We start from the raw sequence: 26,614 nt of genomic DNA, 5'->3' as shown, positions 1-26,614 counted from the left end.
CTCCGTCCCCCGTCCGTCCCGCGTCGACCGCAGACCGCCGGGGCCGCGCCCGCGACGACCGCGGCGACCGCAGCGGCCGCGCCCGCCCCCGCCCGCTGCAGGCGGCGGTCCGTCGCCCGAACCGCCCGCCGGCGCTCCCGCTCGCCCGATCCATGAGCGACGCCGCGTCGGTCAGCCTCGGCGGCGAGACGGCGAAGGCGACGGTCGCGAAGTTCACCATGGCCGTGATCGGCTTCGTCGGGACCGTCGTCTTCGCGCGGGCGCTGGGTCCGACCGGCTTCGGCGGCTTCTACCTGCTGTTCTCGCTGGTGAAGATCGCCGACCGCGCCGTCAACGGCTGGGGGACGGCGATCATGAAGCGGTTCTCCGAGGCCGACGCCCCCGAACGGGAGCTGATCGGGAGCCAGCTCGCGTTCGCGGCCGCGTGGGTCGCGGTCACGGGCGCCGCCTGTGTCCTCGCGTCTACGTGGCTCGTCTCCTACACCGGCCTGCCCGAGGCGCCCGTCCTGTTCGTCGTGCTGATGGCCGCGGTCACGCTCTACGAGCCGACCGACCGCGTCGTGCAGGCCCGCGGGCGGGTCGGCGCGTCGATGTGGATCGACACGCTCCGGTCGCTGCTTACCTTCCCGCTCCAGTTGGCGCTGGTCCTCCTCGGGTTCGGCGCGGCCGGGATGGCCTACGGGCTGGCCGGGGCGACGTTCCTGACGCTGCCCGTGCTCTGGTACGTCGTCCGGACGCGGCCGGCGGTTCCGAGCCGCGAGACCCTCGGGAGCCTCTGGCGGTACGCGAAGTACAGCATCCCCAACTCGTTTCTCGGGCAGGCGTACGACCGGTTCGACATCCTCCTGCTCGGGTTCCTGCTCGCGCCCGCCACGGCCGGCCAGTACGAGGTGGCGCTCAAACTGACCGTCCCCGCCGTGTTCGTGATGGAGGCCGCGCAGGCGGGGCTGCTGGCACGCGTCAGCAACCTCCACAGCCGGGACGAGGCGGTCGACGAGGACGTCTCGAACACGATCGCGTTCGCGAGCATCGTCGCGATCCCGATGTTCTTCGGCGCCCTCGCGATGCCGGAGGTCCTCGTCGTGACCGCGTACGGCTCCGAGTACGCCGCCGCCGCCTCCCTCCTCGTAGGTCTCGCGCTGTTCCAGATCGTGAGCACCCAGAGCGGGCCGCTGACGAGCGCCATCGCCGGCATCGACCGCCCCGACGTCAACACGCGCATCTCGGCGGCGACGCTCGCGCTGAACGTCGTCCTCGGGGTCGTCCTGACGCTCGCGTACGGGGCGGTCGGCGTCGTCGTCGCGACGGTGATCGCCGAGACCCTCCGGTACGTCCTCTCGGCGTACGTCGTCAGGCGGGAACTGCCCGAGGTCACGCTGTTCCCCCGGACGCTCGGCGAGCAGGTCGCGGCGGCGGTCGTGATGTTCGCCGTCGTCCTCGCGCTCGTCGAGGCGGTCGCCGTCGACCGCTGGTACCACCTGCTCGGCGTCGTGGGCGTCGGCGCGGTGGTCTACGCGGTCGTCTTGCTCGCGATCAGCCGCAAACTCCGGGTGACGATCCGCGGCGTGCTCCGGGAGACGGGGTTCGAGCGGTACGTGCCGCGGTCGGCCGATTGAGGACGACGGCCGGCGGAAACGTCAGTCGCCGGCCGCGGGGTCGCGCGCCCAGAACTCGCCGTCCTTCTTCAGTTTCGGCACCCACGTGTCGGCGGTCTTCGAGAGCAGCGCGACGCGGGAGGCGGGCACCGCCTTGAGTTCGGGGTGGTCGGGCATGTGCTTCTGGACCGCCTCCGCGAACGCGACGACGCGCTCGTGGTCGGGCATCGACGAGCGGTCCAGCCGGCCCCGGGAGTGGCCGACGTGCATGTACGCCTTGAGTTCGACGAAGTCGGGGTCCGCGCGGCGGTAGAAGGCGGCGTACCAGTCGGGGCTGTGCATGTTCTCGCCCTCGACGAGCGTCGTCCGGAGGACCGTCCGCGTGTCGACTTTCCCGGCGAGGACGTCCATCGTCTCGACTAACTTCTCCCACGCGTCGTCCTCCGTGGCGCCGACGACGCCGTCGAAGGTGTGGCGCTCGGGGGCGTCGACGCTGACGTACAGTTGGGTCGGGTCGCACTCGCGGATCACGTCGGGGCGGGTGCCGTTCGAGACGAGGAAGGTGGTGACGCCGCGGTCGTGAAAGGCCTCGACGAGTTCCGGCAGGTAGGGGTACAGCGTCGGTTCGCCGTCCAGCGAGATGGCCACGTGGCGGGGTTCCATCGCCTCCTCGAAGGCCTCGCGGGGGACCTCGTCGTTGCCGCCGAACCCCGACAGCAGCTTCCGCTGGAGGTCGATCGAGGCGTCGACGACGGCCTCGGGGTCGTCCCACTCGACGTCGTCCATCTCGTAGGCGTGACCGTTGTGGTCGCGCCAGCAGAAGACACAGCGCTCGTTACAGCGGACGACGGGCGTCATCTGGATGCAGCGGTGGGACTCGATCCCGTACCAGACGTTCTTGTAGCACTTGCCCTCCCCGCGCAGGGCGTTCGCGGTCCACCCGCAGGTCTGGGCGGCCGTGTGGTTCTCGTGGTGGTAGCTCGGGGAGTCGACCTGCATCGGGGCGTCGCCCGTCCCCTCGTCCCGGGCGTCGCCGCCGGCGGACGACCCGCCCCCGGAGTCCGCGGAGTCGGTCATGGTGGCGTCGTTGGACGGGCGCGGTCAAAAGCCGTGTGGTGTGGGGCCCCGACGCCGGGGCCGTCCCGAGCGCGACGGCTGCGACCGCCCCCTCCGACCCCGGCGGGGCGAGCACGAATTATTATAGCTGGCGAGCGAACGAGAACGTGCATGACCGACCAGCTCGACCTCCCCGAGGAACTGCCGTCGACGCCGAGCGAGTTCGCTGACGACCACCCCGAGGTCTGGGAGCGGTACGCCGACCTCGGCGAAGCCTGTTCCGACGCGGGCCCGATCGACGACGAGACGAAGCGACTCGTGAAACTCGCGCTCGCCGTCGGCGCCCAGTCCGAGGGCGGCGTCCACTCTCACGTCCGCCGCGGGCTCGACGATGGCGTCGACCCCGAAGCGCTGGAACAGGTCGCGATCCTCGCGATCACCACCCTCGGCTTCCCGCAGGCGATGGCCGCGCTGAGCTGGATCGCGGACCTGACCGAGGACGCGTAAGCCCGCCCTCACTCGCTCGTCGCGCGAACCCGTTCGAGGACCGAAAGCGTCCCGTCCGCGTGAGCCTCCGTCAGGGTTTCGTCGGCCGCCTCGCGGGCGGCGTCGTCGGCGTTCGAGACGGCGAAGCTCCGACCGACGACCGCGAACGTGGAGACGTCGTTGATCGAGTCGCCGACGGCGACGGCGTCGGCGGGGTCGAACCCGACCCGGTCGGCGACCAGTTCGACGCCGTCGCCCTTGTTCGGTGCCGGATCTTTGACGTGGTAGGCGTAGCCCGTGTCGACCACCTCCAGCCCGTGGGCCGCGGCGATCTCTCGCAGGGGCTCCTCGGGGGAGTCACGCGAGACGGCGACCTCGGTCTCGCGCCAGCGGTTGACGGTGTCCTCGGGCCCCCAGCCGAGGTCGTAGCCGGCGGCGCGGTACTCCTCGACGACGGCCCGTGCGCCCTCGCGGTCGCCGACGACGCGGACCTCGTCGCCGGCGTAGACGACGCCGCCGTTCTCGGCGACGGCGAGTTCCGGAATCCCGACGAAGTGACAGAGCGCGACGGGGTACGGGAAGGCCTTCCCGGTGGCGATCACGACGGGCGCGTCCCAGCCACACAGCGGGTCGAAGACGCGGGGGTCGAGCCCCCACCCCTCGGGGCGGGTGAGCGTGCCGTCGACGTCGAGGACGAGCGGCGGATCGTCGGCCATACCGGACCGTGGGCGGCCGGCGGCCTAAACGGATCGGGTCGGGGCAACGCGCGACGCCGGCGCTCGTCGCCGACGGCCGAAAAAAACGAGCGGTACGTTCGCGGGCCGATCAGAGGGTCGGGACCCAGACGGCGTCCGGGAAGACGCCCGCGAAGTACAGCACGGCGATCAGGAACGTCCCGAAGACGATCGCGGCCGCCGGCGGGTCCCAGTGGGTGTCGGCGTGGGCGTAGAACACCCGCTGGAACGCCTCGCCGAACAGCGCACAGAGGATGCCGAAGACGCCCGCGACGAGCAACCCGCCCGCCAGCCCCATGCCGGCGAGGGCGCCGTCACCCGTCTGGGTGACCGCGAGCGCCGCGGTGCCGGCCGGCAAGGTCATGTGGTGGGTGACCGGAATCTTCTCGACGCCGCAGTTGAGGAAGACCAGCGTCGCCGCGCTGATACCGAACGCGAGGAACGGGCGCCCCGTCGAGATGGCGACGTAACCGCCGAGGATGCCGGCCGCGAGGCCGATCATCGCGACGTGGCCCCACTTGTACTGGTGGGGCAGCCACGGCTCGACGGCGAGGCGGTCGGCCACGCCGGCAGCGGCGGATTCGGCCGCCTCGGCCTCGCCGCCGTCGGTGACCGCGCGGCGCTCCTCGCGCTCGAACGGCGTCATGTCGAAGATGCCCGAACCGCGGACCTTCCCGATGATGCTGTAACCGAGGATGAGCCGGTGGAACAGCGCCGAGAGGACGACCCCCATCGCGATGGGGTCGTACGGCAGCGCCAGCTGTCCCGAGAAGGTCTGGAGCCAGTAGCCGAGGATGCCGAACGCGCCGCCGACGGCGAGCACGTCGGGCTTCGTCCCCAGCGCGTAGGCGATGTTCTTCGCCTCGTGGTAGTCGAAGCCGGTGTCCATGTAGCCCTTGCGGGCGGCGTAGGCCGTCGCGGCGACGCCGCCGCCGAAGCTGATCGCGGGCGAGAACGGCGGCCCGAACGCGACGTTGTCGGTGATCGCGACCGCGTTCGGATCGGCCAGCGTCGAGGCTTCGCCGGCGATCACCATGAAGCCGGTGAAGATGAACGCCGGCAGCGGGCCGAGCGCCGCGCCGAACGCCCCGCCGGCGAACGCACCGAGCAACTCGGCGAGGTCCAGCAGTTGGTCGATCATTCGTCACCTCCGTCGTCGGTCGCCCACCCCATCGAGCGCTCGACGGCGTCGCTCCAGCGCGAGTACATCCCGTCGGCCTCCGACTCGTCCATCTCGGGTTCGAACTCGCGGTCGACCTGCCAGTTGTCGCGCAGCCCCTCGACGTCGTCCCAGTAGCCGACGGCGAGGCCGGCGGCGTACGCCGAGCCGAGCGCCGTCGTCTCGTCGACGACCGGGCGGACGATGTCCGAGCCGATGATGTCGGCCTGGAGCTGACAGAGGTAGTTGTTCTTCACGGCGCCGCCGTCGACCTTCAGCGAGGTCATCTCGATGCCCGAGTCGGCCTCCATCGCCTCCGCGACGTCGCGGGTCTGGTAGGCGATCGACTCCAGCGTCGCGCGGACGAGGTGCTCCTTGCGGGTGCCGCGGGTCATCCCGACGATGGTGCCGCGGGCGCGCTGGTCCCAGTGGGGCGCGCCCAGCCCCGTGAACGCGGGGACGACGTAGACGCCGTCCGTCGAGTCGACGCTGCGGGCCAGTTCGGCCGTCTCGGAGGGGTCGTCGATCAGCGTCATGTCCTCCAGCCACTCGATCGCCGCGCCGGTGATGAAGATCGCACCCTCCAGTGCGTACTGGACGGGTTCGCCCGAGCGCTGGAAGCCGATCGTGGTGAGCAGCCCGTGTTCGCTCTCGACGGCCTCGTCGCCGGTGTTCATCAGGAAGAACGAGCCCGTGCCGTAGGTGTTCTTCGCGTCGCCGGCGTCGAAGCAGGTCTGGCCGAACAGCGCGGCCTGCTGGTCTCCGAGCGCCCCCGCGACCGGGATCTCGGCCTCGAGGAAGCCCTCGGGGTCGGTCGTCCCGTAGGTCGCCTCGTCGCTCGAGGGTCGGACCTCGGGGAGCATCTCCCGGGGGACGTCGAACTCCGCTAAGAGTTCGTCGTCCCAGTCGAGGTCGTGGATGTTGTAGAGCATCGTCCGGGAGGCGTTCGTGACCTCCGTGATGTGGTTGCCCGTGAGGTTGTAGATCAGCCAGGTGTCGATGGTGCCGAACAGCACCTCGCCTTTCTCCGCGCGGTCGCGGATGTCCTCCGGACGCGTACGCTCTAGCTTGATCGGGTCCGCGTTGTCGAGCAGCCACTCGGCTTTCGTCGCCGAGAAGTAGGCGTCGGCCTCGAGGCCGGTCTTCTCCCGGATCGTCCCGACGAGGCCGTCCTCTTCGAGCTGTTCGACGCGGTCGGTCGTCCGCCGGTCCTGCCAGACGATGGCGTTGTGGACCGGCTTGCCCGAATCGGCGTCCCAGAGCAGCGTCGTCTCACGCTGGTTGGTGACGCCGATGGCCTCGAGCTGGTCGGGGCTGATCCCGGCCTGCCCGAGCGCCGTCGTGATGACGGACTTGGTGTTCTCCCAGATCTCGGTCGCGTCGTGTTCGACCCAACCCGGTTCCGGATATATCTGTTCGTGTTTCTCGTAGGCGTTGGCGACGACCTGCCCGCCGTGGTCGAAGACCATAAAGCGCGTGCCGGTCGTACCCTGATCGACTGCGCCGACGTAGGTGTTGTCTGTCATTTTCGGTTGCCCCTCGTGGTGTCTCACGCGACGTCTTTACTGTCGGTCGCGTGCTACTGGTAAACATTATCTACGACTATTATAAACCTTGCTGGTATAGCGGTCGGTCGCCGGGTGTCAGCGACGTGACCGACCGCGGCCACACGGGGACGTCGAGCGACCGGCCCCGGGTAGCGAGTCCCGTCCGATCAGTGCCGGTCCCCGTCGCGCCACATGGATCACATTTCCGATAGCTATGTGCGTTCGGGGATCGTCGATAAAATAAAGGTGATGGCGCCCCTCCAGTCGGGAGAAGGGATGGCACACGACACCGAGGTTCTCGTTCTCGGCGGCGGCTCGACCGGCTGTGGCATCGCCCGGGACCTGGCGATGCGCGGGCTGGACGTCACCCTCGTCGAGCGAGGGAACCTCACACACGGAACCACGGGGCGGATGCACGGGCTCCTCCACAGCGGCGGGCGCTACGCGGTCTCCGATCAGGCCAGCGCCAAGGAGTGCATCGAGGAGAACCGCGTCCTCCGGGACATCGCCGGCCACTGCGTCGAGATGACCGGCGGCCTGTTCGTCCAGCGACCCGAGGATCCAGACGACTACTTCCAGGAGAAACTCCAGGGCTGTCGCGACTGCGACATCCCCGCGCGCGTACTCTCCGGCCGCGAGGCGCGCGAGGTCGAACCCTACCTCGCGAAAGACGTCAAGCGCGCGATCGAGGTCCCCGACGGCGCCGTCGACCCGTTCCGGCTCTGCGTCGCGAACGCCATCGACGCCGAGCGCCACGGCGCGCGCATCGAGACCCACGCCGAGGTGATCGACCTCTTGCGCGAGGGCGACGACATCTACGGCGTGAAGGTACGCCACACCTCCGGGCCCGGGAAGCGCGTCCACCGCGCCCCGGGGACGACCGAGGAGATCACCGCCGACTACGTGGTCAACGCGACCGGCGCGTGGGCCGGCCAGATCGGCGCGATGGCCGACCTCGAGGTGGCGGTCCGGCCGTCGAAGGGCGTGATGACGATCATGAACGTCCGGCAGGTCGACACCGTCGTCAACCGCTGCCGGCCGAAAGGCGACGCGGACATCGTCGTCCCCCACGAGACGACCGCCATCCTCGGCACGACCGACGAGGAGGTCGAGGACCCCGACGACTACCCCGAGGAACAGTGGGAGGTCGACCACATGATCGACACCCTCTCGGAACTCGTCCCGATCCTGAAGGAGGCGCGGACGATCCGCTCGTTCTGGGGGGTGCGACCGCTGTACGAGCCCCCGGGGACCGGCACCGAGGACCCCACCGACATCACGCGGGACTTCTTCCTGCTCGACCACGCCGAGCGCGACGGCGTCTCCGGCATGTCGAGCATCGTCGGCGGCAAGTTCACCACCTACCGGATGATGGCCGAACAGATCTCCGATCACGTCTGCGAGAAACTCGGCGTCCGGGCTTCGTGTACGACCGCCGACGAACCCCTGCCGGGCAGCGAGGACCTCTCGGTGCTCGAAGAGGGGATGGACGACTTCGGGCTTCGCTCGCCGATCGCCCGCCGGAGCAAGCAACGGCTGGGCAGTCGCGCCCGCGAGGTGCTCGACACCGACGAGCCAAACCCCGTGATCTGCCAGTGCGAGGGCGTCACGCGCGCCGAGATCCGGGACGCCATCGAGCAGTCCGGCTCGGACCTCAACGCCGTCCGCATCCGCACCCGGGCGTCGATGGGCAACTGTCAGGGCGGCTTCTGCTGTCACGCGATGGCCCACGAACTCCACCCGGAGTACGACGAGCCGACGGTCCGGGACTCGCTCGACGAACTGTTCCAGGAACGCTGGAAAGGCGAGCGCCACGCCCTCTGGGGCGAACAGCTCTCACAGGCGATGCTCAACTACGCCCTGCACGCGACGACGATGAACCGCGACGCCGACCCCGCGAGCGCCGACGCCGCGGTCGACTTCGGCGCGTTCGACGACGGCACCGGGAGCGCGAGCGACTCGCCGCTCGGGCCGGCGGGCGCGGCCACCGACGGCGGTGAACGGTCCGCCGGACCGCGATCCTCGCCGGGGCGCCGTCCCGGCACGACCGACGAGGGAGGTGACCGCTAGTGGCGATCGAGGACGACGTCCTCGTGATCGGCGGGGGCCTCGCGGGCGCGACGGCCGCGCTCGCCGCCGCGGAACGCGACGCGCAGGTGCGGCTGATCTCGTACAAGCAGAGCACGCTGCGTCACGCCAGCGGCCTGATCGACGTGCTGGGCTACCCGTCCGCGGACCTCGCCGCGAGCGGGGAGGCCGCTCGCGCGGACGGCGGTGAGCGAACCGATGACGGTTCGCGATCCACGGCAGACCCGAGGTCTGCCGGCGGTCCGCTGGCCGACCCGTTCGAGGCGCTTTCGGACCTGCCCGAGGGCCACCCCTACGAGCGCGTCGGCGCAGACGCGGTCCGCGAGGCGCTGCTCTTCTTCGACTCCGTGGCCGGCGACGCCTACCGGGGCGGCCACACCGACGCGAACGCGCTGGTGCCGACCCACGGCGGGACGGTCAAGCCGACCGCGCGCTACCCGGCCGCGGTCGCGCCGGGGCTGGCGAGCGACCGGCGCGACGCCCTGCTGGTCGGCTTCGAGACGCTGCCGGACTTCGACGCGCCGCTCTCGGCGGGCCACCTCGAAGCCGCGGGCGTCCCCTTCCGGACCCGCGGGGTCACGCTCCGGTTCCCCGGCATCGAGCGCGACGACGCCAAGGTGACCCGCTACGCCCACCTGCTCGACCGGAACGAGGCCGTCGACTCGGGGGCGGGCGACGCCCCCGCGCGGACGGCGCTCGCGGAGGCCGTCCGCCCGCACCTCGACGGCGAGGGGCGGGTCGGCTTCCCGCCGATCCTCGGCGACGACAACCACGACGTCGTCCGCCGCGACCTCGAGGAGCGACTGGGCGTCGAGGTGTTCGAGGTGCCCTCGGGGCCGCCGAGCCTCCCGGGGATGCGACTGGAGGACCTGCTGTACGACGCGATGGCCGACGCAGGGGTACGGGTGACGACCGGGGTACCGGTCGTCGACTACGAGGCCGACGGCGGCGACCGCATCGACCGCGTCCTCGTCGACCGGAAGGGCCGGGACGTCCCCTACCGCGCCGACCAGTACGTGCTGGCGACGGGCGGCCTCGTCGGCAAGGGCGTCCGCTCGGAGCGCGACCGGGTGTTCGAACCGATCTTCGACTGTCACGTCGCCCACGCCGCCGACCGCTACGACTGGTTCGTCGACGACGCGTTCGGCGACCACCCGTTCGCGCGGTTCGGCCTCGCGGTCGACCGCGACCTGCGGCCGCTCGACGCCGACGACGACCGCGAGTTCGAGAACCTCCGCGCGGCGGGGGCCGTCCTCGGCGGCTACGACTTCGCCGCCGAGAAGTCCGGCAGCGGCGTCTCGCTCGCGACGGGCTACGTCGCCGGCCGCCGCGCCGGCGAGGAGGTGAGCGGATGAGCGCCGCCGGTGCGACGCGACCGACCGGCGAACCGGCGACGACCGATGCGACCGACGCGACCGAGACACGGGTGATCAGATGAGCGACGCGCAACGACCCACGGACGATCACGTACCGGGCGACGACGAGTTCGAACCAGTTCAGGTGTTCCCCGAGGCCGAGGAGATGGACCTGCGGCCAGGGGCGGACAACTGTTACAAGTGCTCGACCTGCGACACGAACTGTCCGGTCGCCGAGGTCGACGAGGAGTTCCCGGGGCCGAAGTTCCAGGGCCCCGAACAGTGGCGGCTCAAGCGCCAGGAGGACCACGACATCGACGACTCGGTGCTGAAGTGTTCCAACTGCATGCGCTGTGACCACGCCTGCCCCTCGGAGGTGCCCCTCTCGCAGATGCACAACACCGCCCGCGGGGAGTACGTCGAGCGCCAGATGAACAAGTTCTCCCGCGAGTACGTCCGCAACCGCATCCTCGCGAACTACGGGACGTTCGCGCCGCTGGGTGCCATGTTCCCCCGACTCGCGAACTTCGTGATGGGGCTGTCGATCACGAGGTGGCTGGGCGAGAAGACCCTGGGATTCGCCGGCGACCGGGAGTTCCCCGAGTTCGCGACCCAGACGTTCCGTAGCTGGTGGGCCGAACGCGGCGGCGCGCAGGTGGAGAACCCCGACAAGCGCATCGCCTACTTCCACGGCTGTTACTCGAACTACAACACACCCGAGGTCGGCAAGGCCCTCGTCCGCGTCTTCGAGCACCTCGGCTACGAGATCATGGTCCCGAAGCAGCGCTGTTCGGGCACGCCGATGTACGCGAACGGGATGCTCCAGGACGCCAAGCGGGCCGCGGAGGTCAACGTCCCCGAACTCGCCGCCGCGATCGACGACGGCGCCGACGTCATCGCCTCCTGTACCTCCTGTTCGATGTCGCTGCGCCAGGAGTACCCCGAACTGTTCGACATCGACGGGGTCGAGGACGTCTCGGAGAACACCTGGGAGGCCCTCGAGTACCTGCGCGTCCACGAGGACCTCGAAACCGAACTCGAAGGGACCTCGGCCGACCTCGGCGAGTTCGCCTACCACGCGCCGTGTCACGCCCGCAATCAGGGACTCGACGGGCAGGCGGTCGAGGTGCTCGCGACCATCGACGGCGTCGAGGCCCACGACGTCGGTGACTCCTGTTCCGGCATCTCCGGCACCTACGGCTGGAAGGAAGAGCACTACGAAACGTCCATGAAGATCGGCGAGGAGATGTTCGAGCACATGGAGCAAGTCGACGGCGAGGCGGGTCTGACCGAGTGTCCCACCTGCGCGATGCAGATGGAACACGGCACGGGATACGAGATCACGCACCCGCTCGAGGTCCTCGAGGCGGCGCTGGTCGGGACCGAGTGATGGACCTCCGCGAGCGAATCGCGCGACGACAGTCGGCCCACGGCGACCGCGGCATCGTCGTCGACCGCGACCACCTGAGCCCGGTCGTCCACCGTCCGCAACCGATCGGGCGTGGGCCGGTTCTCGAACGGTGTCTCGACGCGCTCGAACCGATCTTCGACGGCGACCTCCCGCCGCCGATCGCGGTCGTCGGCCCGCCGGGCGCGGGCACGTCCGCGGTGGTGACCGCGCTGTTTGCCGGCCTCGGCGAGCGACTCGGCGGCTCGCGTCGGGCGATCGCGACGACGACGCGCGGGGGCAGCGAGACGCCCACGACGTGGTTCGTCTACGTCGACAGTCGCCGGACCGAGAGCGCCTTCGCGTTCTACCGGGCCGTGTTGTCTGCGCTCTCCTCGGAGACGGTTCCGACCGGCGGCGTCGGCACCGACGACCTCCGCGATCGGCTCCGCACCCGGCTGGACCGGCCCGCCCGGCGGGCGGTCGTGGCGATCGACCACCACGACGAACCGGCGACGCTCTCGTACGGGCGGGCACGCGAGTTGCTCGACCCGGTCGCCGACAGCGTCTCGACGGTCGCCGTCGGCGTCCGGGAGCCCGCGGACTGGAGCGGCGAGACGGTCTCGGTCCCCGCCTACCGGCGCCACGAACTCGTCGACGTCCTCACCGAGCGGGCGTCGGCCGGGCTGGCCGCGGGCGCGTTCGATCACGGCTCGATCCGCGACCTCGCGCGGTGGGCCGACGGCAACGCCCACGACGGCCTCGCGGCCCTGTTCGGCACCGCACGGCTCGCCAGCGAGGCCGGCGCCGACCGCCTCGAACCGGTGTACTTCGAGGAGGGGAAGGCCGCGGTCCCGCCGGACAGCGTCCACGTCGGCCGCGCGCTCGCGCTCTCGGAGACGCGCCGGCGGGTGCTGCTCGAACTCGTCGACCGCGAGCCTGCCGACCGGCCGATCGGCGACCTCGCCGCCGACGTCGCCGCCGGCTCGTCGCTGACCACGGGGACCGTCAAGCGGCTCCTCTACGAACTCGCCGACCGTGGCGTCCTGGAGCGCCGCCAGCTTCCCTCGAACGGGAGCGGCCGGCGGCCGAGCACGGTCGAGCCGCGGTTCCCGACGCTCGTCTACCGCGCGCTCGTCTCGGAGCCGGGCGACGACGGCGAGATCTGACGGCGGTTGATTTTTGGTCGTTCGCGTGAATATCAGCGCTATCGAACCGGAATGAGCGTCGAATTCGACAGTACGACGGCGCCGTCGAGCCTCGAAGTCTACGACCGGATCGAACAGCGCCGGCTCCGCGTCCGGACCTCGAAGCCGGTCTCGCCCGCGGCGATCGCCCCCGAGCGGTTCTGCTTTCCCGTCGACAGCGCCTGCTCGATCGAGACGGCGTCGCTCGTCTTCGACCAGCGCTACTCGGTCCACCTCCACGACGAGAACGGCCAGTCGATCCGGGACGTCGACGTCGGCGAGCGGGTCAGCCTCGACGGGACGCGGTTCGTCGGCCTCGGCGGCCCGATCAAACTGTACTGTCGCGTCCCCGGGGCCGGCGAGATCGAGACGGGGATCGACTCCATTCACCTCACCTTCGAGCGCGAGACGACGATCGACGTCGGGGCGCGCTCGCTACACGAGCGGCCCACCGCGACCGTCCGGACGCCCGCCGACCCCGAGGCGACGATGCGGGCGCTCTCCGCGCTCTCCTCGGCGCTGAAGACGACCTCGCCGGAGCGGTCGTGGCCGAGCCTGCGCGGCCACCCGCCCCTGATCGAACTCGGCGACGACCTCGAGATCCCGCCGGTCGTGACGCCGCTGGAGACGCCGATCACGATCCGGGTGCCGCCGACGTACCGCGACCTCTACGCCGTCGCCTCGCTGTCGTTCTACCTCGGCGCCGACGTCCGCCCCGGCGACCGGCCGGCGATCGAGACCGCGACGGCGACCCACGAACTCGGGGTCGACCGCCCGCTGGCGGACGACGCCGCGCGCGCGCTCAAACGACTGTTCCTCCTCGACTGCGTCGTCCGCACCGAGGGCGTCTACCCCGACCCCCTCCACGAGCGGAGCCGACTCGAAGACGTCCTGCCGTTCGACCCCGGCCGCGTCTACGACGCGACGCTCTCCGAGCGGGTCGACCGCTACCTCGACGTTCCGTACGAGGTCGTCGAGCCGTACGTGCCGCGCTGGCCGCTGACGGCGCACGTCCCCTCGACGCCCGACGGTATCGAGATCCTCCCGTTCGTCGTCAACGAACTCGGCGTCGTCAGGGAGCCCCGCGGCGAGGTCGTCCGGGCGCCGGCGCCCGCCGCCGACGCCGAGGCGACGTTCGTGCGGTCCGCGTCGGTCGAGCGCTCGCCGTCGGTTCGCCCGGTCGAGGAGCGAGAGCCGAAGACGTACGTCGAACCGGCGGTCGACGACGGCTCGATCGAGCAGGCCTGGTTCGGCGAGGACGTCCCGCGCGGCGCGTCGAAGGCGACCCTCGAAGCCTACCGGAACCAGCTCTCGCGGGGACGGCGAAACGAGTCGATCGAGATCCTCGTCGTCTGCAACGACGCGCGGATGCTCGAGGAGCACGACCTGCTCGGCGCGGCCTACGGGAACCGGGAGGCGCTCCCGTTCGACGTCGACTCCGAGTTCGGCGTCGCGACCGACGAACTCGCGGCGCTGCTGGACCGCGGCTACGACTTCCTGCACTACATCGGCCACGCGACCCCCGACGGCCTCCGCTGTTCGGACGGCGAACTCGACGTGCGCTCGCTGTCGTCGGTCGACCTCGGGGTCTTCTTCCTCAACGCCTGCCGGTCGTACGATCAGGGGCTCGCCCTGACCCGACGCGGCGCGTTCGGGGGGATCGCCACCCTCCAGGACGTCGGCAACGAGGACGCCGTCGAGGTGGGCGAGACGATGGCACGGCTGTTGAACCTCGGCTTTCCCCTGCGGGCGGCGCTCGAACTGGTGCGAGAGACGACGGCGCTCGGCGACGAGTACCTCATCGTCGGCGACGGCTCGGCGGACATCGCCCAGACGGACGGGGGTGCGCCGACCGCGATGTGGATCGAAAACGACGAGGAGCCGTACGACGCAGTTATCAAGTCGTATCCGACGAAAGAACTGGCGATCGGCTCCGCTACCAAGCCGAACATCGAGACGATAACCGAACGGCATCTCACCTCCGGAACCGTCCGGAACTCGTCGATTCCGCGGTCTGAACTGCTGGCGTATCTTACGTGGGCCCGGCTACCCGTCTGCAAAAACGGTTCGATAATCTGGAACGACTCTCCCGGACTCCCCGATCTGCCGTGAGACGTCTTTCAGGGGCCAGGATTCGTGTTCGACGCTCCGGCGAGGACGGTGCCGCTCTGGCTGAGCAGCACCAGCAGCGTGAACAGCGCGCCGATCATTCGGGGGTGCGATGCGAGGGAGTCTTTCAGACGACCTTTCGCGGACATTGCACCCACATAATCATCTCCAATGGTTATTAATCCACCCCATTATTTCGGGTAGCTCGGCGATGAGTACAGTGTGCCGACCGGTGCGATTCGTGACGGGATCGACGACCCCGACCGTCGCTCAGGCGCCGTCGCGGACCCGGGCCGGGTCGGCGTCGTACTCGAGGTCGGCCGTGTAGCGGTCGAACACCAGCACGGCGCCGGCGCCGAGGGCGGCCGCGAGCACCGCCACCCCCGGCGAACCCGCCGGCGTCTCGCCGAGGGCGGCGGCCACCTTCTCGATCGGGAACCGCAGCGCGCCGACCATCAGGCTGACGAGGAACGCGAGCGTCGCCGCGCGGTACCGGTCCAGCGCCCGGCGGACGAGGTGAGCCATCGAGAAGAGGCCGACGACCGCGCCCGCGCCGAAGACGGCGACCACCGTCCCGGACTCGACGACCGGCGCGACCGACCCGCCGTCGGCCAGGCCGGCGAGCGCGTCGACGAAGTCGGTCAGCACGCCCGCCAGGTACGTGTACTGGCCGAGCACGAGCAGGAAGAACGCACCCGAGACGCCGGGCAGCACCATCGCACAGATCGCTATCGCGCCCGCGAGGAAGACGATCGGGGTGGTGTGGGAGACCCCGGTCGCCGTCGCGCCAGTCACCACGGCCGCGACGACGACTCCGGCGAGCGACACCGCGATCCGGGGCGGGGTCCAGCGACCGATCTCGCCGTAGAGGACGACCGCCGACGCGGCGATCAGGCCGAAGAAGAACGCGTACGACGGCACCGGGTACGCCTCCACGACCGCGTCGACGAGGTGTGCGAACGTCACGAGCGCCGTCCCGACGCCGAGGCCGAGCGCCGCCAGAAACGGGACGTCCATGCGTACCATGGCCTCGCGGAACGCCGCCCGGCCGGCCGAGTCGTGAAGCCGGAGCGCCGGCCGCAACGCCCGCGGGTCGAGCGCGGTCAGCGCCCGGATCAGGCGGTCGTAGATGCCCGCGATGAGCGCGATCGTGCCCCCGGAGACGCCCGGGACGGCGTCGGCGGTGCCCATCGCGAACCCCTTGAGATAGACGACGAGAAGCTCTCGCATCGCTCGGGGTGTATTCCGGGTGCCGGTAAAAGCGTTCTCACTCCCCGTTGGTGCGGGCGGCGCGGTTCGGACGGCCGGCGTCAGTTCTCCGACTCGCCCGCGTCGCCCGCCTGCGTGTCGTTTCCGCCGTCCTGCGCGTCGTCCTGCGTTCCGTCGTCTCCGTCGCCGTCCGTCTCCCCGGCGTCGGCCCCTCCGGGTTCGCCGGTGGCTTCTTCGAGCGTCACGTCGACGGTCTGGCCCTCGACGACCGCGGTCTCGCCGACCTCGGTCGTGCCGTCGTAGGCGAGTTCGAGGCCGTCCTCGCCCTCCACGGCGAGTTCGACATCGTACGGGCCGGTCGCCTCGACGCTGCTGTTCGTGTAGCCGTCCTCGACGGCGAGTTCGTCGTCGGTGGCGTACGGGACGGTCAGTTCGAACGAGCCGTCGTCGGCGACCGCGGCCTCCTGGACGTAGGTGAACGTCCGGTTGTCCGCCGTCGCGAGTTCGACGGAGGCGAAGACCGTCGCGTTCGCGTCGGCAACCGACGAGTCGTCGACGGTGCCGGTGATCGTCGCGCCCTCGACGCGCTCGAACGTCTTCACCGCGGCGGCCTGGCGGACGTCGAAGACCTCGAAGCGGGGGTCGTTGTCGAGCTGGAGCAGTTCTCCCCGGCTGACCTGCCGGTTGACCGCCACCGCGGGCCGCCCGTTCTCGTCGAGCGCCACCTGACCGTCCCGGACGACGGCGTAGCTGGCGAACAGCGGGCTCCCGGCCTCGGCGTTCTCGTGGACCAGCCGGTAGTTCTCCATCCCGGTCGCGTCGCCGAAGTACAGCCGCGACGTCATCGTGTCGTCGTACGGCAGGTCGGTCAGCGTCTCGTTGATCTCGTCGACCGGGATCGGCTCGCCGAGCTGGTAGTCCTCGGGAGTCGCGTAGTGGCCGTAGGCCGGTCCGGTCCACTGGGTGATCGCGCCGAACTTGCCGCCGGCGGTCGCGTAGTCGATCATCACGTACCGGATCTCCTCGTCGGACTCGTTGCCCTCGACGATCCCGCTGAGTTCCTCGTTGGACTGCTCGGAGACCGACGCGCCGGCCGCGATCGCGTCGAGGATCAACTCGCCGCGCTCCTCGGACTCGGCGGTCAGGTACGCCGACGAGGAGCGGGCGTTCTGCTGGAACGGGTTCGAGTGGGGGATCCGCTCGCCCTGGACCGTGATGAGGTGGCCGTAGTCCCACCACGACAACACCCCGTAGGTGCCCTCGGGGTAGTCGTAGTCCCCGTCGGCCGGGCGCTCGTAGGTGCCGTAGTAGTCGAGTTCGGCCGCCCCGTCGGCGCCGGCCCAGTTACCGGGTTCGGGCGTGTTCTCGTTCAGCCACTCGTTCGACCCCTCCCAGACCCTCGCGTCCGAGTTCGGAGCGGTCGCGTTGCCCTGGGCCCACGCCGTCCCGCCCGCCTGCGCCAGCGGCGGAAGCAGCGGCGCGAACAGCAAGAGCACGACGAGGGCCACCACGATGATCTGGTAGGTCTCGACCGAACGCAGCGAGTCGAGACTGCCCCGGACGTCGATGTCGAACAGGTTCGCGACGTCGGCGACGAACGCCGCGTTGACGACCGCGACCGCGAGCACGAGATAGTAGGCGAAACGGATCTGCGTCGCCGCCATGCTGATCAGGAACAGCGACCAGACGATCACCAGCGTGTACTCGGCGCGGTACTCCCGGCCGAGCAACGGCCGGGCCGCGAGGAGCGCCAGACCGGCCAGCATCGTGTAGAAGGCCGCGCCGAACTCGGCGACGGCGTGTGCGGTGAAGTCGTCGGGCCGCTGGGCCTCGCGGATGGTGACGTCGGTCGTCGGCTCGCCGAGCGGCAGCAGCCGCCGGGTGAGGTTGTTGGCGATGGTGTCGAACAGGTCCGGCAGGACGACCGCCATGGCCGCGAACGCGACGGCGGCCAGCCCGGCGATGGCGACCGGGTAGTACCGGCGGTCGAGGTCGCGGGCGTTCCACTGCCGGGCCAGCCACGCCATGAACAGACTGCCGACGGCGACCAGCGCGGGCAACAGCACCTGGAGGTAGCCGAAACTCGTCGGACTCGTGCTCGGCTCCTCGAAGAGGACGACCGCGACGAGCGCGGTGACGGCCATGCTCACCGCGCCGACGAACGCGAGGTGGTCCGGCGAGACCCCGCGCAGGTAGTCGATCGAGAGGGCGACGGCGTAGAAGACGCCGAAGATGCCGACGAGGACGACCGCGGACGGCCAGACCCAGACGTACAGCGCGAGCGCGAGCCCCGCGAGCGCGGCGTACAGCGCGGGCCGGCGGACCGCGTCCCACTCCCGCTCGGCGACGAGTTCGTAGATCGGCCGGTCGCGCTCGCCGACGCGAACCGCGACCATCGTCGCGAAGACGGCGATGGCCATGAACAGCACCTCGCCGACGTGGTGGTCGAGTTGCCCGATCGTGCTCCGCGAGAGGAACTGTCCGGGCGCGAGCGCGAGGACCACGACGGAGACGAGGCCGCCGAACGTGCCGCCGAGGCGACGGCCGGCGTAGAAGACCGGGACCGCGACGAGGGCGGCCATGACGGGGATGGCGAACAGGGCGACCGCGTAGACCGTCCCGGTGGAGGGGTCGCCGAGACCGACGATCATCGCCGCGGTGACGATCAACTGGTCGAACAGCGTCCCGAACTGGCCGACGTACCGGCCCGTCGGGAAGCCGGTCCAGGCCTCGTAGGGCATCGTGCTCGGGTAGTTCTCCGCGGTCCACCGGATCATCCGCCAGTGGTACCAGGAGTCGACGCCCGCCAGCGCCGGCGTGCCGTCGTCGGTGAGGAAGCGCTCGTACTGCTGCGTTCGAACCCACAGCATGAACAGCATCACGGCCCCCAGAACCGGGAGGTGATACCACCGTTCCCACGCCCGGAGGGTGGAGGTTTCGGCTCCCTCCTCGACGTGCTCGGTGTCGGTACTCATTAGGTCCCACCAGAGGGATGTGGCGAATAAACTTTGTCATCTACTCGTGTTGGCAGGAGGGCGTGAAACCGGTGTGTCGTCCGGCCGTCCGGCGATCCGCCGGCGCCGCGAGGGGGTCCGCGGTCGAGGGCGGAGGACGCGGCGGTCGGGCGCCGGCCGCGGGCGAACGTATCGGGACGGCGGAAAGAGAAGGCTTATTCGAAAGTCGCCGCAATCGACCTTCGATGAGAGTCTCCGTCGTCATCTGCACGTACGCGATGGAGCGCTACGACGTCTTCTCCGAGTGTGTCGAGAGCGTCCTCGCCCAGACCTACGAGCCCCTCGAGGTCGTCCTCGTCGTCGACGGCAACGAACCCGTCTTCGAGCGCGTCCGCGAGGACTTCGGCGACCTCGACGACGTCGTCCTCCACTGCAACGAAGAGAACCGCGGCATCTCCTACAGCCGCACGAAAGGCGCCGAGATCGCCACCGGCGAGGTCGTGGCGTTCATCGACGACGACGCGGTCGCCGAACCGGACTGGATCGAACAGCTAGTGCGGGTGTACGAGGAGACCGACGCCATCGCGGTCGGCGGCCACGTCGCGCCCGACTGGGTCACGGCGAAGCCCGACTTCTTCCCCGAGGAGTTCTACTGGCTCGTCGGCTGTGACGAGCGTGGGTTCGGCGAGCACATGGAGGAACTGCGAAACACCTACGGCTCGAACATCTCCTTTCGCCGCGAGGTGTTCCTGAGCGTCGGCGGCTACGACGAGAACACGGGTCGGCAGGGCGACCGCCACGTCCAGGCCCACGAGGCGCCCGTCTGTATCCGGATGCGAAACGAGTACGGCAAGGGCGTGATCTACAACACCGACGCCGTCGTCCACCACAAGCTGTTCGACTACCGCGGCGAGTTCCGCTGGCTCGTGTTCCGGTCGTTCTGGCAGGGCTACTCCAAGCGGATCATGGACCTGCTGTTGCCGGAGGCGAAAGGCGACAAGAACGAGTACCTGAAGCGGCTGTTGTTCGAGTTCGTCCCCTCGCGGCTGACGGACCTCGTTCGACGGCCGTCGCTGGCGGGGGTGAAACAGCTCGTCGCGATCTTCGTCTTCACCGCGGCGGTCGGGTTCGGCTACCTGTACGGGCTGGTCGACGTCGACCGCTCCGGGCTGACCGCCGGCCGCGACTCGGCGACGGGTAACTGACTGCCCGTTTCGCTCCGACCGCGGCTCACGATTCGAGCGCGGGAACCCCACCGGGTTCCGCGTCTCGCTCGCCCGCGACGTACTCGCGGTAGTAGCCCAGCCCGCGGACGCCCGTGAGGAACGTCGAGAGCGCGCCGAACGCGAGCCGATCGCGTCGCGACAGGTCGCGGTCCGGTCGCTTGATCCCCGACGGACGCGGCGGGATTCCGGGCTCGCCGTACCGGTCCGGGTGGTACCGCTGTAGCTGACAGAGGCCGCGGCCGACGCGGAGGTCCTTCGTCACGAGGTCGCGGATCGAGTTCCGCGTCGGGTGGTACATCGTGACGTCCTCGGCGAAGTGCATCTCGTAGCCGGCCTCGTGAACGCGGTTGCCGAACTCCTTGTCGCCGCCGGAGGTGAGCCGGTGGTCGAAGAGGCCGACGTCCTCGAAGACCTCGCGGCGAACGAAGAGACAGCAGGTCGGGGCGAAGCGCTGGCGCCGGAGGTACTGTTCCACCGGGAAGCCGGTGTGGGCGTCGTAGCGGGCCGCGAGCGCAGGGTTCTCGGGGAGCGTGAGTTCGACGTTACAGCCCATGTAGTCCGCGTCGGCGGTTTCGAACTCGTCGAGGGCGCGGTCGAGCCAGTCCTCGGGAACGGTCACGTCCGCGTCGACGAAGGCGAGGACGTCGGCATCGGTGGCGCGGATGCCGGTGTTTCGGGCGGCGTAGGAGGACTGGACGTCGGTTTCGTGAGCGAGGGAGAGTCGGTCGTCGTCGGAGGAGCGAACGACGTCGGGGGTTCGGTCGGTGGAGCCGTTGTCGACGACGACGATGCGGTACTCGCGGTCGAGGGACTGCGACAACGACGAGTCGATCGTGACCGCGACGCCGCCCGGATCGTTGTACACGGGGACGATAATCGAGACGGTAGCGTCGGCTGGCATCGATCACCGAACTCGACTCCACGCCGCCCGCTTCGCTCGACCGTTCAATCCAGTCGGCTCTCCGTCTCGGGGGGCTCGACGTAAGGAGAGGGATACGGCGGCAACGTGTGACATCGGCTACCGGTTGTGAGCCCGCGGCTATCAATTCACCGAAAGCCGGCTAATCGTGCCGAGAGGGCTGCGTTCGATTCCGCGTTACAGGTAGCCGAGGCTCTGAAGGTGTGTTTTCGTCTCGTCGCCGATTTCCCCTTGTTCGAGCACCACGTCGGCCTCGTCGAACCGTTCGAATGCCGAGGCCACCTCTTCGTGTGGATCCCCACCATCGACCACCGACGCCCGCTGGGCATCTTCGATCTCGACCGTCGCGCCGCGATCCCCCCACGTCAGGTACTTCCGGATCGTCCCGTTCTCCGACCGATACACTGCTCGAATGGGTCCCTCGTACGGCGCGAGATCCCCACAGTACTTCCTGGCTCGTTGTCTGTTTTTCCGTTTAACGTCGATTGTCGACGCGGAGGCTACGACGGGGCTGTTCGGGACGAAGGCGTCGGGTTCGATTTCCCCGTCCACGGCCTCCGTTACTGCATCGGGGAACCGTCGGAGTGTTGCCAGGTCCGTGACGGTTTCCCCGTTCGATTGCTCCGGAGCCGAGACGATGAGCGGCACGTGCAACAGCGATTCGTGTAACCCGACGATGTGGCCGGCGATCCGGAAATCGGGTTTGACTCGACTGTATTCCCCGAACCCCTCCCCGTGATCGGAGGTGATAACGAGGAGCGTATCATCGAAACAGCCCCGCCCTTTGAGTTGGTCGACGAGGTCCGCAAGGTAGTGATCAACCTGCCTGATAGTTCCGTCGTAGATGTTCTCGAGGGAGTTCCACGCGTCCCAAGATACGTCTCCGCCGTACACGTTCCACGAGGTCGGGTCGAGAGCGGCTTGGGTCCGTTGGAGACGCGATCCGCCCCACAGATCGTGTTCCTTCGCGGGACAAAAGGGGAGGTGTGTGTCCATGAGATTGAGACAGGCGGCCCACGGCCCGTCTACCGAGTCGATCCATGTGTAGAAGGGGTCGAGGAACCGATCGGCAGAGTGGTCGAGGCGACGTTCTAGGGCCGCAGAGGAGAAGGTCTGGCTGAACTGCTTGGCAGCACCGTTCGCGATTCCGCCGATCGTCCGTTCGCTTCGCAGACAGTGTTTTAGGTATTCGAGGTGTTTCGAACCGTTCGTCTCCCCATCGAGATACTCGGGACTGTTGAAGAACTTGTCAGGATCCGGCGCATCGGGAACCAGTCTTCCCCGGCGCCCGACGACGTGGTCGAACGCCGACGCGAGTGACTTCTCGCCGGTCAAGTTGACGTTGTCGGAGAACACGCCCGTCTCGTAGCCGAACTCGGTCGAGAGCGTGTGCCAGATCGTACGCGACGGATCCAGTTGGTGTGTCAGCAGATCGTGGGCACCGTGTTCGGCGACCTCGAGACCCGTAAAGATGCTCGTGTGACTCGGGTAACTCGTCATCCCCGGCGCTCGCGCCTGCGTGTACACGGTCGTGGCGTCCGAAGCGGCGAACGATTCGAGAAACGGGGTCGTCTCCCTCTCGTATCCGTACAATCCGACGTTTTTGGCCTTCAGGCTATCCAGTACGACTAGAAGAACGTTCGGAGCACGGGCGCTCATTATCAGCATCAGGTCGCCGGCCGTTCATAGGTGTTACTGACGGCAACTCGAATCCTCGAGTAGTACCATAGCGGGTGGCGGAAGATCGACCCGACAGCAGCGATAGTAAACTGTATCACGCGTCAGCAGCGATCCTCATCAGATTCAATGTCATCTTCCCTCCACGAGCTGATTGTCAGATCCGCGACGGCTGGCCTCGGCCGACAGGCGGAGACGGGCGCCATGCCCGCGGGTCACAACGGTCCGTACCGCGACCCGGAGACGCCGGTCCGGAATACGTCCCACTGGCTCGTCATTTTCCTGCAAGCTGCCGAACTGACCGGCGAAAATCGGTACCGTGAGGGTGCCCGACGCGCTATCGAATACCTGCTCTCGCCGGCTGCAAGACCACACGGTGCGACGTTCGTCCACAGGGAAAATCCCGACAAGGATCGCTGTAACGGACTGATCGGACAGGCGTGGACCATCGAGGCGCTGGCGGTCGCGTCACAGCGACTCGATCGGCCGGATCTGTGTCGGCTCGCCACTGACGTCTTCTGTAGCCATCCGTTCGACGAACGGTTAGGAATATGGAAACGCGTCGAAGTGGACGGGACCGTCCTGCCGTACGACAGAACGTTCAACCACCAGTTGTGGTTCGCCGCTGCCGGCGGATTGCTCGCTCAGGCTGGAAGCGACGAAGCGGACGCACGGGTGGCTATCTTTCTCGACCGTTTGGAGTCGCTGCTGGACGTAGAGGACACCGGGCTCGTTCGACACCCGCTCCGACCCGACCTCGTTACCGACCGAGGGGTGATTCTCTCTCGACCGCTCCGTTATCGGGGGTTATTACGAACGCACCTCCTCCACTACGCGCGGCCCCCGTCACGAAAACGAGCGCTCAGAACGAAGGCGATCGGCTATCACAGTTTCAACCTGTACGCACTGGCGCTGTTAAAAAGATGTTATCCGTCACACTCCGTCTGGGACACCACATCCGTCCGGCGCGCTCTCGAGTACGCTCGGTCGGAAGCGTACCGTGAATCGATCGACGACAACCGGTTTGGCTACCCGTACAACCCACCCGGATTCGAAATCCCGTTCGCGTTCGAAACCTTCGATGTCGCTACCCGCGAAGACCGTGAAACGTGGGTTCGAACACAGATCCAACGCTGTTTCGACCCGACGATGGATCTGATGTCGGCGAACACCCCCGACCCGGAGACACACGCCGCGCGGTTATACGAAGCGACTCGTCTCGAAGCGTATCAGGTGGGCAGCGAGTCTGATCCCTCAAAACAGTAGCTTGCGCTGTCACTCCCCTCGAGGAGTATATTTCACAGATACCCGAGGTCTTGAAGATGACTTTCGATATCGGTCCTCTCCTCAGTATCGTACTCCTCTGTCGGCGTATACGTCTTCTCGTCTGACCCCGAAGTTACGACCCATGGCACTTTCTTGATACACGGGAGGAGAAATCCTTCCGGGTGTCCGTACACCGTATACTCCCCGAACGCGTTACCGTGGTCGGCCGTGATGACGACGGTTTCAGCATCGACGTTCTCGAGGAGGAGTTCGACGTCGTCGAGGACGAGCCGAAGGTTTTCCTCGTAGAGCTCCCACACGCGGTCGTACGTCGTCCCGTCGGATTCAAGATGTTTCCATCCTCCGGCTTCGACATCGGTCGGTTCGCGGTCTTGCTCTAGCGATCCTGCGATGTAGGGAATGTGTGGCTGCATGTAGTGAGCGACTACCCTCTCGTAGTCGGCCTCGCGGGCCACCTCGACGGTTCGGTCCGTAATCGCACGCGGTGGGACGCCGAGTTGATCCCGATGAGCGGTTTCCCAGAGCATGTCTATCGTGCCGAAGGTATCTTCTTCTACAGTTTGCCAACGTGGCCAGCAAATCGGTACCGTCTCGTCCGGCGGATATTCGTTCGCGACAAAAGTTTCGTACGTGTGTCCGTTACCACTTATATACGCCGTGTCCGAGATCTCGTCCGCATACTCGATCGAGAACGTCTGTGCGAGCCACTCGTGTGAATGACTTCCGACAGACCATCGGGAGTCCACCGTCTCGATGAAGTCATATTCAGGGGCTACGGACCGAAGCACGTCGAGGCGACACGCGTCGAGGATTACCAGCACATCCCAGTCCTCGTCGTAGATGTGGGTTCCAACCGGCCGTCTCGACGTGAGGGTATACCAAAGTCCGAGGTACGTCGTATACGCTGCGTGCATCAGCCCGCGGGCGGGCTCGGAGGCGATCCGTTCGTAATGATCTCTCACCCACTCCTTGAACGATCCACCCATCTCTCATGGACGGGTTCTTACAGACGATCAAAACGATGCCGATTCAGCGGGAGAGCTGATTCGGACCAGCCGTTCGAAATGTCGACCAGCGTATGCAGGTCGATCAATCCGGGGATGCAACCGGACTGTAGCTGCGAACGTTTCTACCGGACTGGTTCGCTATCCACTACCGGTCAAGAAGTCACCGGGGACATTATCGACGACAGCACGCCGGAACCGACCGGAAAGAGCCCAGAGGACGACGAAATAGATGCCAGCCCCGATCCCGACCAAAATGAGGAGCGTGACCGTAGAGTCCGCCATCAACGTCCGCAGGTAGTACGTCGCGCCGCCCATCGTCAACGCGGCGACCCACTGTTTCCCGATTTCCACCACGGGAACTGACACGTCGATCACGCTCGAGAGCGCGTAGTACGCCAGGACCAGACCGACGACCGCCGAGATCGTCGTCGCCACCGCCGCCCCCATCCAGCCGTACGAGTACACGAGCGCGACGTTGAGCGACAGGTTCGTCAGCACGAACGCCGCGTCGATCCGGAAGACGGCGTCCGGTCTGTCGATGGCGGAGAGAACGTTGGTAAGTTGGCCGTGATACAACTGGATCCCCCGTGCGACGATGAGAACGAGCAGTACCCAGTAACCAGCGACGAACTCGGGATCGTACAGCGCGAGGACGAGGTCGCCGACCACGACCGCGCCGACGAGTCCGGGGGCGATGAACAGCCCACAGTACAGTAACGATTGCGTCGTAAACCGGACTGCCTTTTCCGCCGACTGTCTCGACGTCTGTTCACTGATCTCCGGGAACAGCGTCTTGCTCACCGACGTTCCGAAGATCGCCAGCACGGAGGCGATGTTCCACGCGATTTCGTAAATGGCGATGAACCCCGTCGAGACGAACAGCCCCAGAACGACGGTGTCCATCGAGAGAAAACTCCGATGGCGGAACTCGGCGAGCCAGGAGTACCGGGAGTACGAGAAGAGGGAGTCGAAGTGTTCCCGATCCGGCGTTGCGAGTTCGGCCGGGAGAAAGAACAGTCCGGCGGCAATAGCAAAGATTGCTGCGCCGAAGTAGCCCCACAGCATTCCGGAGAGACCGAAGCCAAAGAAGACGGCCGTGACCTGAAGCGTAGTTCGCCCGCCCCACTCCAAGGGGTTCAACAGCGAAGAGACGTACACGAGGTGACTGCCGTCCAGCGCGGCTCTGACGAACGACAGAAATACGCGTGCGACCAGCAACAGCGCGACGAACGTCGCGGCCTCGACCCCGAGGTAGCGATTGAGGGGGTCGGCGAACACGAGGACGAGGGCTGCGACCGCGCTCAATACGACAACTTGCGCGAGAAGGCCGGCGGTGAAGAAGGCGGCCTCCTCACCAGTGCCGCTCATTCGCTTTTTCACCGCGGTTCGGATGCCGAGATCGCCCACGATAGAGAGCCACGCCAGTACGCCGAGCACGAGGAAGTACGCCCCCAGCGTATCGCCACCCAGCGTTCTCACGAAGTAGATGTTCGCGACGAAGCCGGCGACGGTCACCAGCAGTTGCGAGCCGAAGTGTACGACGGAGGTTTGACCGAGTCTCATAGGGTCGTGTAGCCGGTATCTACGGGGTAGCGTGATCCACGGTCACGCCTCTGGTCGGATGCGATTCCG

General features: G+C 68.0%; 20 protein-coding genes. 9 read left to right on the top strand and 11 right to left on the bottom strand.

Annotated features, from left to right (window positions below):
- Positions 1–152: 152 nt before the first annotated feature.
- A complete protein-coding gene (locus tag NKG98_RS07705; RefSeq protein WP_254769075.1) occupies positions 153–1,616 on the top strand; it encodes a lipopolysaccharide biosynthesis protein in 1,464 nt (487 codons plus the stop codon).
- Positions 1,617–1,637: 21 nt separating this feature from the next.
- On the opposite strand, the gene twy1 is transcribed toward NKG98_RS07705, so the two are convergent.
- On the bottom strand, positions 1,638–2,672 hold the full coding sequence (gene twy1 / locus NKG98_RS07700) for a 4-demethylwyosine synthase TYW1 (RefSeq protein ID WP_254769073.1): 1,035 nt from the start codon (positions 2,670–2,672) through the stop codon (positions 1,638–1,640).
- Between the two features lie 150 nt (positions 2,673–2,822).
- On the opposite strand from twy1, the gene NKG98_RS07695 reads away from it, so the two are divergent.
- Complete coding sequence (locus NKG98_RS07695) at positions 2,823–3,158, top strand: carboxymuconolactone decarboxylase family protein (protein WP_254769072.1); 336 nt, start codon at positions 2,823–2,825, stop codon at positions 3,156–3,158.
- Between the two features lie 8 nt (positions 3,159–3,166).
- On the opposite strand, the gene NKG98_RS07690 is transcribed toward NKG98_RS07695, so the two are convergent.
- From NKG98_RS07690 to glpK, 3 genes are all read right to left on the bottom strand, one after another.
- Complete coding sequence (locus tag NKG98_RS07690) at positions 3,167–3,853, bottom strand: HAD-IIB family hydrolase (RefSeq protein WP_254769071.1); 687 nt, start codon at positions 3,851–3,853, stop codon at positions 3,167–3,169.
- Positions 3,854–3,962: 109 nt separating this feature from the next.
- Positions 3,963–5,012 carry a DUF7973 family transport facilitator gene (locus tag NKG98_RS07685; protein WP_254769070.1) on the bottom strand — a complete coding sequence of 350 codons (1,050 nt, stop codon included), beginning with the start codon at positions 5,010–5,012 and terminating at the stop codon, positions 3,963–3,965.
- The gene (gene glpK / locus NKG98_RS07680; RefSeq protein ID WP_254769069.1) at positions 5,009–6,556 is read right to left on the bottom strand and encodes a glycerol kinase GlpK; all 1,548 of its coding nucleotides are present in this window, start codon (positions 6,554–6,556) and stop codon (positions 5,009–5,011) included. Before glpK ends, NKG98_RS07685 begins: the two co-directional genes overlap by 4 nt.
- 297 nt (positions 6,557–6,853) lie before the next feature.
- Here glpK and glpA point away from each other — a divergent pair, with 297 nt between their 5' ends.
- The 5 genes from glpA to NKG98_RS07655 all read left to right on the top strand — a co-directional run bounded on the left by glpA (position 6,854) and on the right by NKG98_RS07655 (position 14,706).
- The gene (gene glpA / locus NKG98_RS07675; RefSeq protein ID WP_254769068.1) at positions 6,854–8,647 is read left to right on the top strand and encodes an anaerobic glycerol-3-phosphate dehydrogenase subunit GlpA; all 1,794 of its coding nucleotides are present in this window, start codon (positions 6,854–6,856) and stop codon (positions 8,645–8,647) included.
- Complete coding sequence (gene glpB / locus NKG98_RS07670) at positions 8,647–10,020, top strand: glycerol-3-phosphate dehydrogenase subunit GlpB (protein WP_254769067.1); 1,374 nt, start codon at positions 8,647–8,649, stop codon at positions 10,018–10,020. The genes glpA and glpB overlap by 1 nt, the downstream gene beginning before the upstream one ends.
- 79 nt (positions 10,021–10,099) lie before the next feature.
- On the top strand, positions 10,100–11,410 hold the full coding sequence (locus tag NKG98_RS07665) for an anaerobic glycerol-3-phosphate dehydrogenase subunit C (protein ID WP_254769066.1): 1,311 nt from the start codon (positions 10,100–10,102) through the stop codon (positions 11,408–11,410).
- Positions 11,410–12,576: an AAA family ATPase gene (locus NKG98_RS07660; RefSeq protein WP_254769065.1), complete on the top strand. Its 1,167-nt coding sequence runs from the start codon at positions 11,410–11,412 to the stop codon at positions 12,574–12,576. Before NKG98_RS07665 ends, NKG98_RS07660 begins: the two co-directional genes overlap by 1 nt.
- Positions 12,577–12,627: 51 nt before the next feature.
- Positions 12,628–14,706 (top strand): hypothetical protein, encoded by a 2,079-nt coding sequence (locus NKG98_RS07655; RefSeq protein WP_254769064.1) that lies wholly within the window; start codon positions 12,628–12,630, stop codon positions 14,704–14,706.
- An 8-nt stretch (positions 14,707–14,714) separates the two neighbouring features.
- Here the strand turns inward: NKG98_RS07655 and NKG98_RS07650 are convergent, their stop codons facing one another.
- The 3 genes from NKG98_RS07650 to NKG98_RS07640 form a co-directional block, all read right to left on the bottom strand.
- On the bottom strand, positions 14,715–14,852 hold the full coding sequence (locus NKG98_RS07650; protein WP_254769063.1) for a DUF7503 family protein: 138 nt from the start codon (positions 14,850–14,852) through the stop codon (positions 14,715–14,717).
- Between the two features lie 121 nt (positions 14,853–14,973).
- Entirely contained in the window at positions 14,974–15,933 is a 960-nt protein-coding gene (locus NKG98_RS07645; protein ID WP_254769062.1) for a DUF368 domain-containing protein, read from the bottom strand.
- 80 nt (positions 15,934–16,013) lie between these two features.
- Positions 16,014–18,887, bottom strand: a complete 2,874-nt coding sequence (locus NKG98_RS07640; protein ID WP_254769061.1) for an oligosaccharyl transferase, archaeosortase A system-associated — start codon at positions 18,885–18,887, stop codon at positions 16,014–16,016.
- A gap of 224 nt (positions 18,888–19,111) precedes the next feature.
- Here NKG98_RS07640 and aglG point away from each other — a divergent pair, with 224 nt between their 5' ends.
- Positions 19,112–20,071: a glucosyl-dolichyl phosphate glucuronosyltransferase gene (gene aglG / locus NKG98_RS07635; RefSeq protein ID WP_254769060.1), complete on the top strand. Its 960-nt coding sequence runs from the start codon at positions 19,112–19,114 to the stop codon at positions 20,069–20,071.
- 25 nt (positions 20,072–20,096) lie between these two features.
- Here aglG and NKG98_RS07630 read toward each other — a convergent pair whose 3' ends face one another.
- A complete protein-coding gene (locus tag NKG98_RS07630) occupies positions 20,097–20,993 on the bottom strand; it encodes a glycosyltransferase family 2 protein (protein ID WP_254769059.1) in 897 nt (298 codons plus the stop codon).
- A gap of 195 nt (positions 20,994–21,188) precedes the next feature.
- Positions 21,189–22,670, bottom strand: coding sequence for a sulfatase-like hydrolase/transferase (locus tag NKG98_RS07625; protein ID WP_254769058.1), 1,482 nt, complete (start codon positions 22,668–22,670; stop codon positions 21,189–21,191).
- Positions 22,671–22,817: 147 nt separating this feature from the next.
- On the opposite strand from NKG98_RS07625, the gene NKG98_RS07620 reads away from it, so the two are divergent.
- On the top strand, positions 22,818–23,954 hold the full coding sequence (locus NKG98_RS07620; RefSeq protein ID WP_254769057.1) for an agl cluster protein AglQ: 1,137 nt from the start codon (positions 22,818–22,820) through the stop codon (positions 23,952–23,954).
- Positions 23,955–23,986: 32 nt separating this feature from the next.
- Here the strand turns inward: NKG98_RS07620 and NKG98_RS07615 are convergent, their stop codons facing one another.
- Both NKG98_RS07615 and NKG98_RS07610 read right to left on the bottom strand, forming a co-directional pair.
- Complete coding sequence (locus tag NKG98_RS07615; protein ID WP_254769056.1) at positions 23,987–24,961, bottom strand: hypothetical protein; 975 nt, start codon at positions 24,959–24,961, stop codon at positions 23,987–23,989.
- A 159-nt stretch (positions 24,962–25,120) separates the two neighbouring features.
- A complete protein-coding gene (locus NKG98_RS07610) occupies positions 25,121–26,545 on the bottom strand; it encodes a lipopolysaccharide biosynthesis protein (RefSeq protein WP_256558478.1) in 1,425 nt (474 codons plus the stop codon).
- Positions 26,546–26,614 lie beyond the last annotated feature (69 nt).

This window comes from Salinilacihabitans rarus, assembly GCF_024296665.1.
Classification (GTDB): Archaea; Halobacteriota; Halobacteria; order Halobacteriales; family Natrialbaceae; genus Salinilacihabitans; species Salinilacihabitans rarus.
Note: the sequence above shows the minus strand (reverse complement) of the source record. Positions and strands in the feature narration are given on the sequence as shown.

Excerpts from the sequence above, each read along its gene's own strand:
- NKG98_RS07690 (WP_254769071.1), bottom strand. The coding sequence starts at position 3,853 with ATGGCCGACGATCCGCCGCTCGTCCTCGACGTCGACGGCACGCTCACC.
- NKG98_RS07625 (WP_254769058.1), bottom strand. The coding sequence starts at position 22,670 with ATGAGCGCCCGTGCTCCGAACGTTCTTCTAGTCGTACTGGATAGCCTG.
- NKG98_RS07650 (WP_254769063.1), bottom strand. The coding sequence starts at position 14,852 with ATGTCCGCGAAAGGTCGTCTGAAAGACTCCCTCGCATCGCACCCCCGA.
- NKG98_RS07665 (WP_254769066.1), top strand. The coding sequence starts at position 10,100 with ATGAGCGACGCGCAACGACCCACGGACGATCACGTACCGGGCGACGAC.
- NKG98_RS07630 (WP_254769059.1), bottom strand. The coding sequence starts at position 20,993 with ATGCCAGCCGACGCTACCGTCTCGATTATCGTCCCCGTGTACAACGAT.
- NKG98_RS07645 (WP_254769062.1), bottom strand. The coding sequence starts at position 15,933 with ATGCGAGAGCTTCTCGTCGTCTATCTCAAGGGGTTCGCGATGGGCACC.
- NKG98_RS07685 (WP_254769070.1), bottom strand. The coding sequence starts at position 5,012 with ATGATCGACCAACTGCTGGACCTCGCCGAGTTGCTCGGTGCGTTCGCC.
- NKG98_RS07695 (WP_254769072.1), top strand. The coding sequence starts at position 2,823 with ATGACCGACCAGCTCGACCTCCCCGAGGAACTGCCGTCGACGCCGAGC.
- glpA (WP_254769068.1), top strand. The coding sequence starts at position 6,854 with ATGGCACACGACACCGAGGTTCTCGTTCTCGGCGGCGGCTCGACCGGC.
- NKG98_RS07640 (WP_254769061.1), bottom strand. The coding sequence starts at position 18,887 with ATGAGTACCGACACCGAGCACGTCGAGGAGGGAGCCGAAACCTCCACC.
- NKG98_RS07660 (WP_254769065.1), top strand. The coding sequence starts at position 11,410 with ATGGACCTCCGCGAGCGAATCGCGCGACGACAGTCGGCCCACGGCGAC.
- NKG98_RS07620 (WP_254769057.1), top strand. The coding sequence starts at position 22,818 with ATGTCATCTTCCCTCCACGAGCTGATTGTCAGATCCGCGACGGCTGGC.
- glpK (WP_254769069.1), bottom strand. The coding sequence starts at position 6,556 with ATGACAGACAACACCTACGTCGGCGCAGTCGATCAGGGTACGACCGGC.
- NKG98_RS07615 (WP_254769056.1), bottom strand. The coding sequence starts at position 24,961 with ATGGGTGGATCGTTCAAGGAGTGGGTGAGAGATCATTACGAACGGATC.
- NKG98_RS07655 (WP_254769064.1), top strand. The coding sequence starts at position 12,628 with ATGAGCGTCGAATTCGACAGTACGACGGCGCCGTCGAGCCTCGAAGTC.
- NKG98_RS07610 (WP_256558478.1), bottom strand. The coding sequence starts at position 26,545 with ATGAGACTCGGTCAAACCTCCGTCGTACACTTCGGCTCGCAACTGCTG.
- aglG (WP_254769060.1), top strand. The coding sequence starts at position 19,112 with ATGAGAGTCTCCGTCGTCATCTGCACGTACGCGATGGAGCGCTACGAC.
- NKG98_RS07705 (WP_254769075.1), top strand. The coding sequence starts at position 153 with ATGAGCGACGCCGCGTCGGTCAGCCTCGGCGGCGAGACGGCGAAGGCG.
- twy1 (WP_254769073.1), bottom strand. The coding sequence starts at position 2,672 with ATGACCGACTCCGCGGACTCCGGGGGCGGGTCGTCCGCCGGCGGCGAC.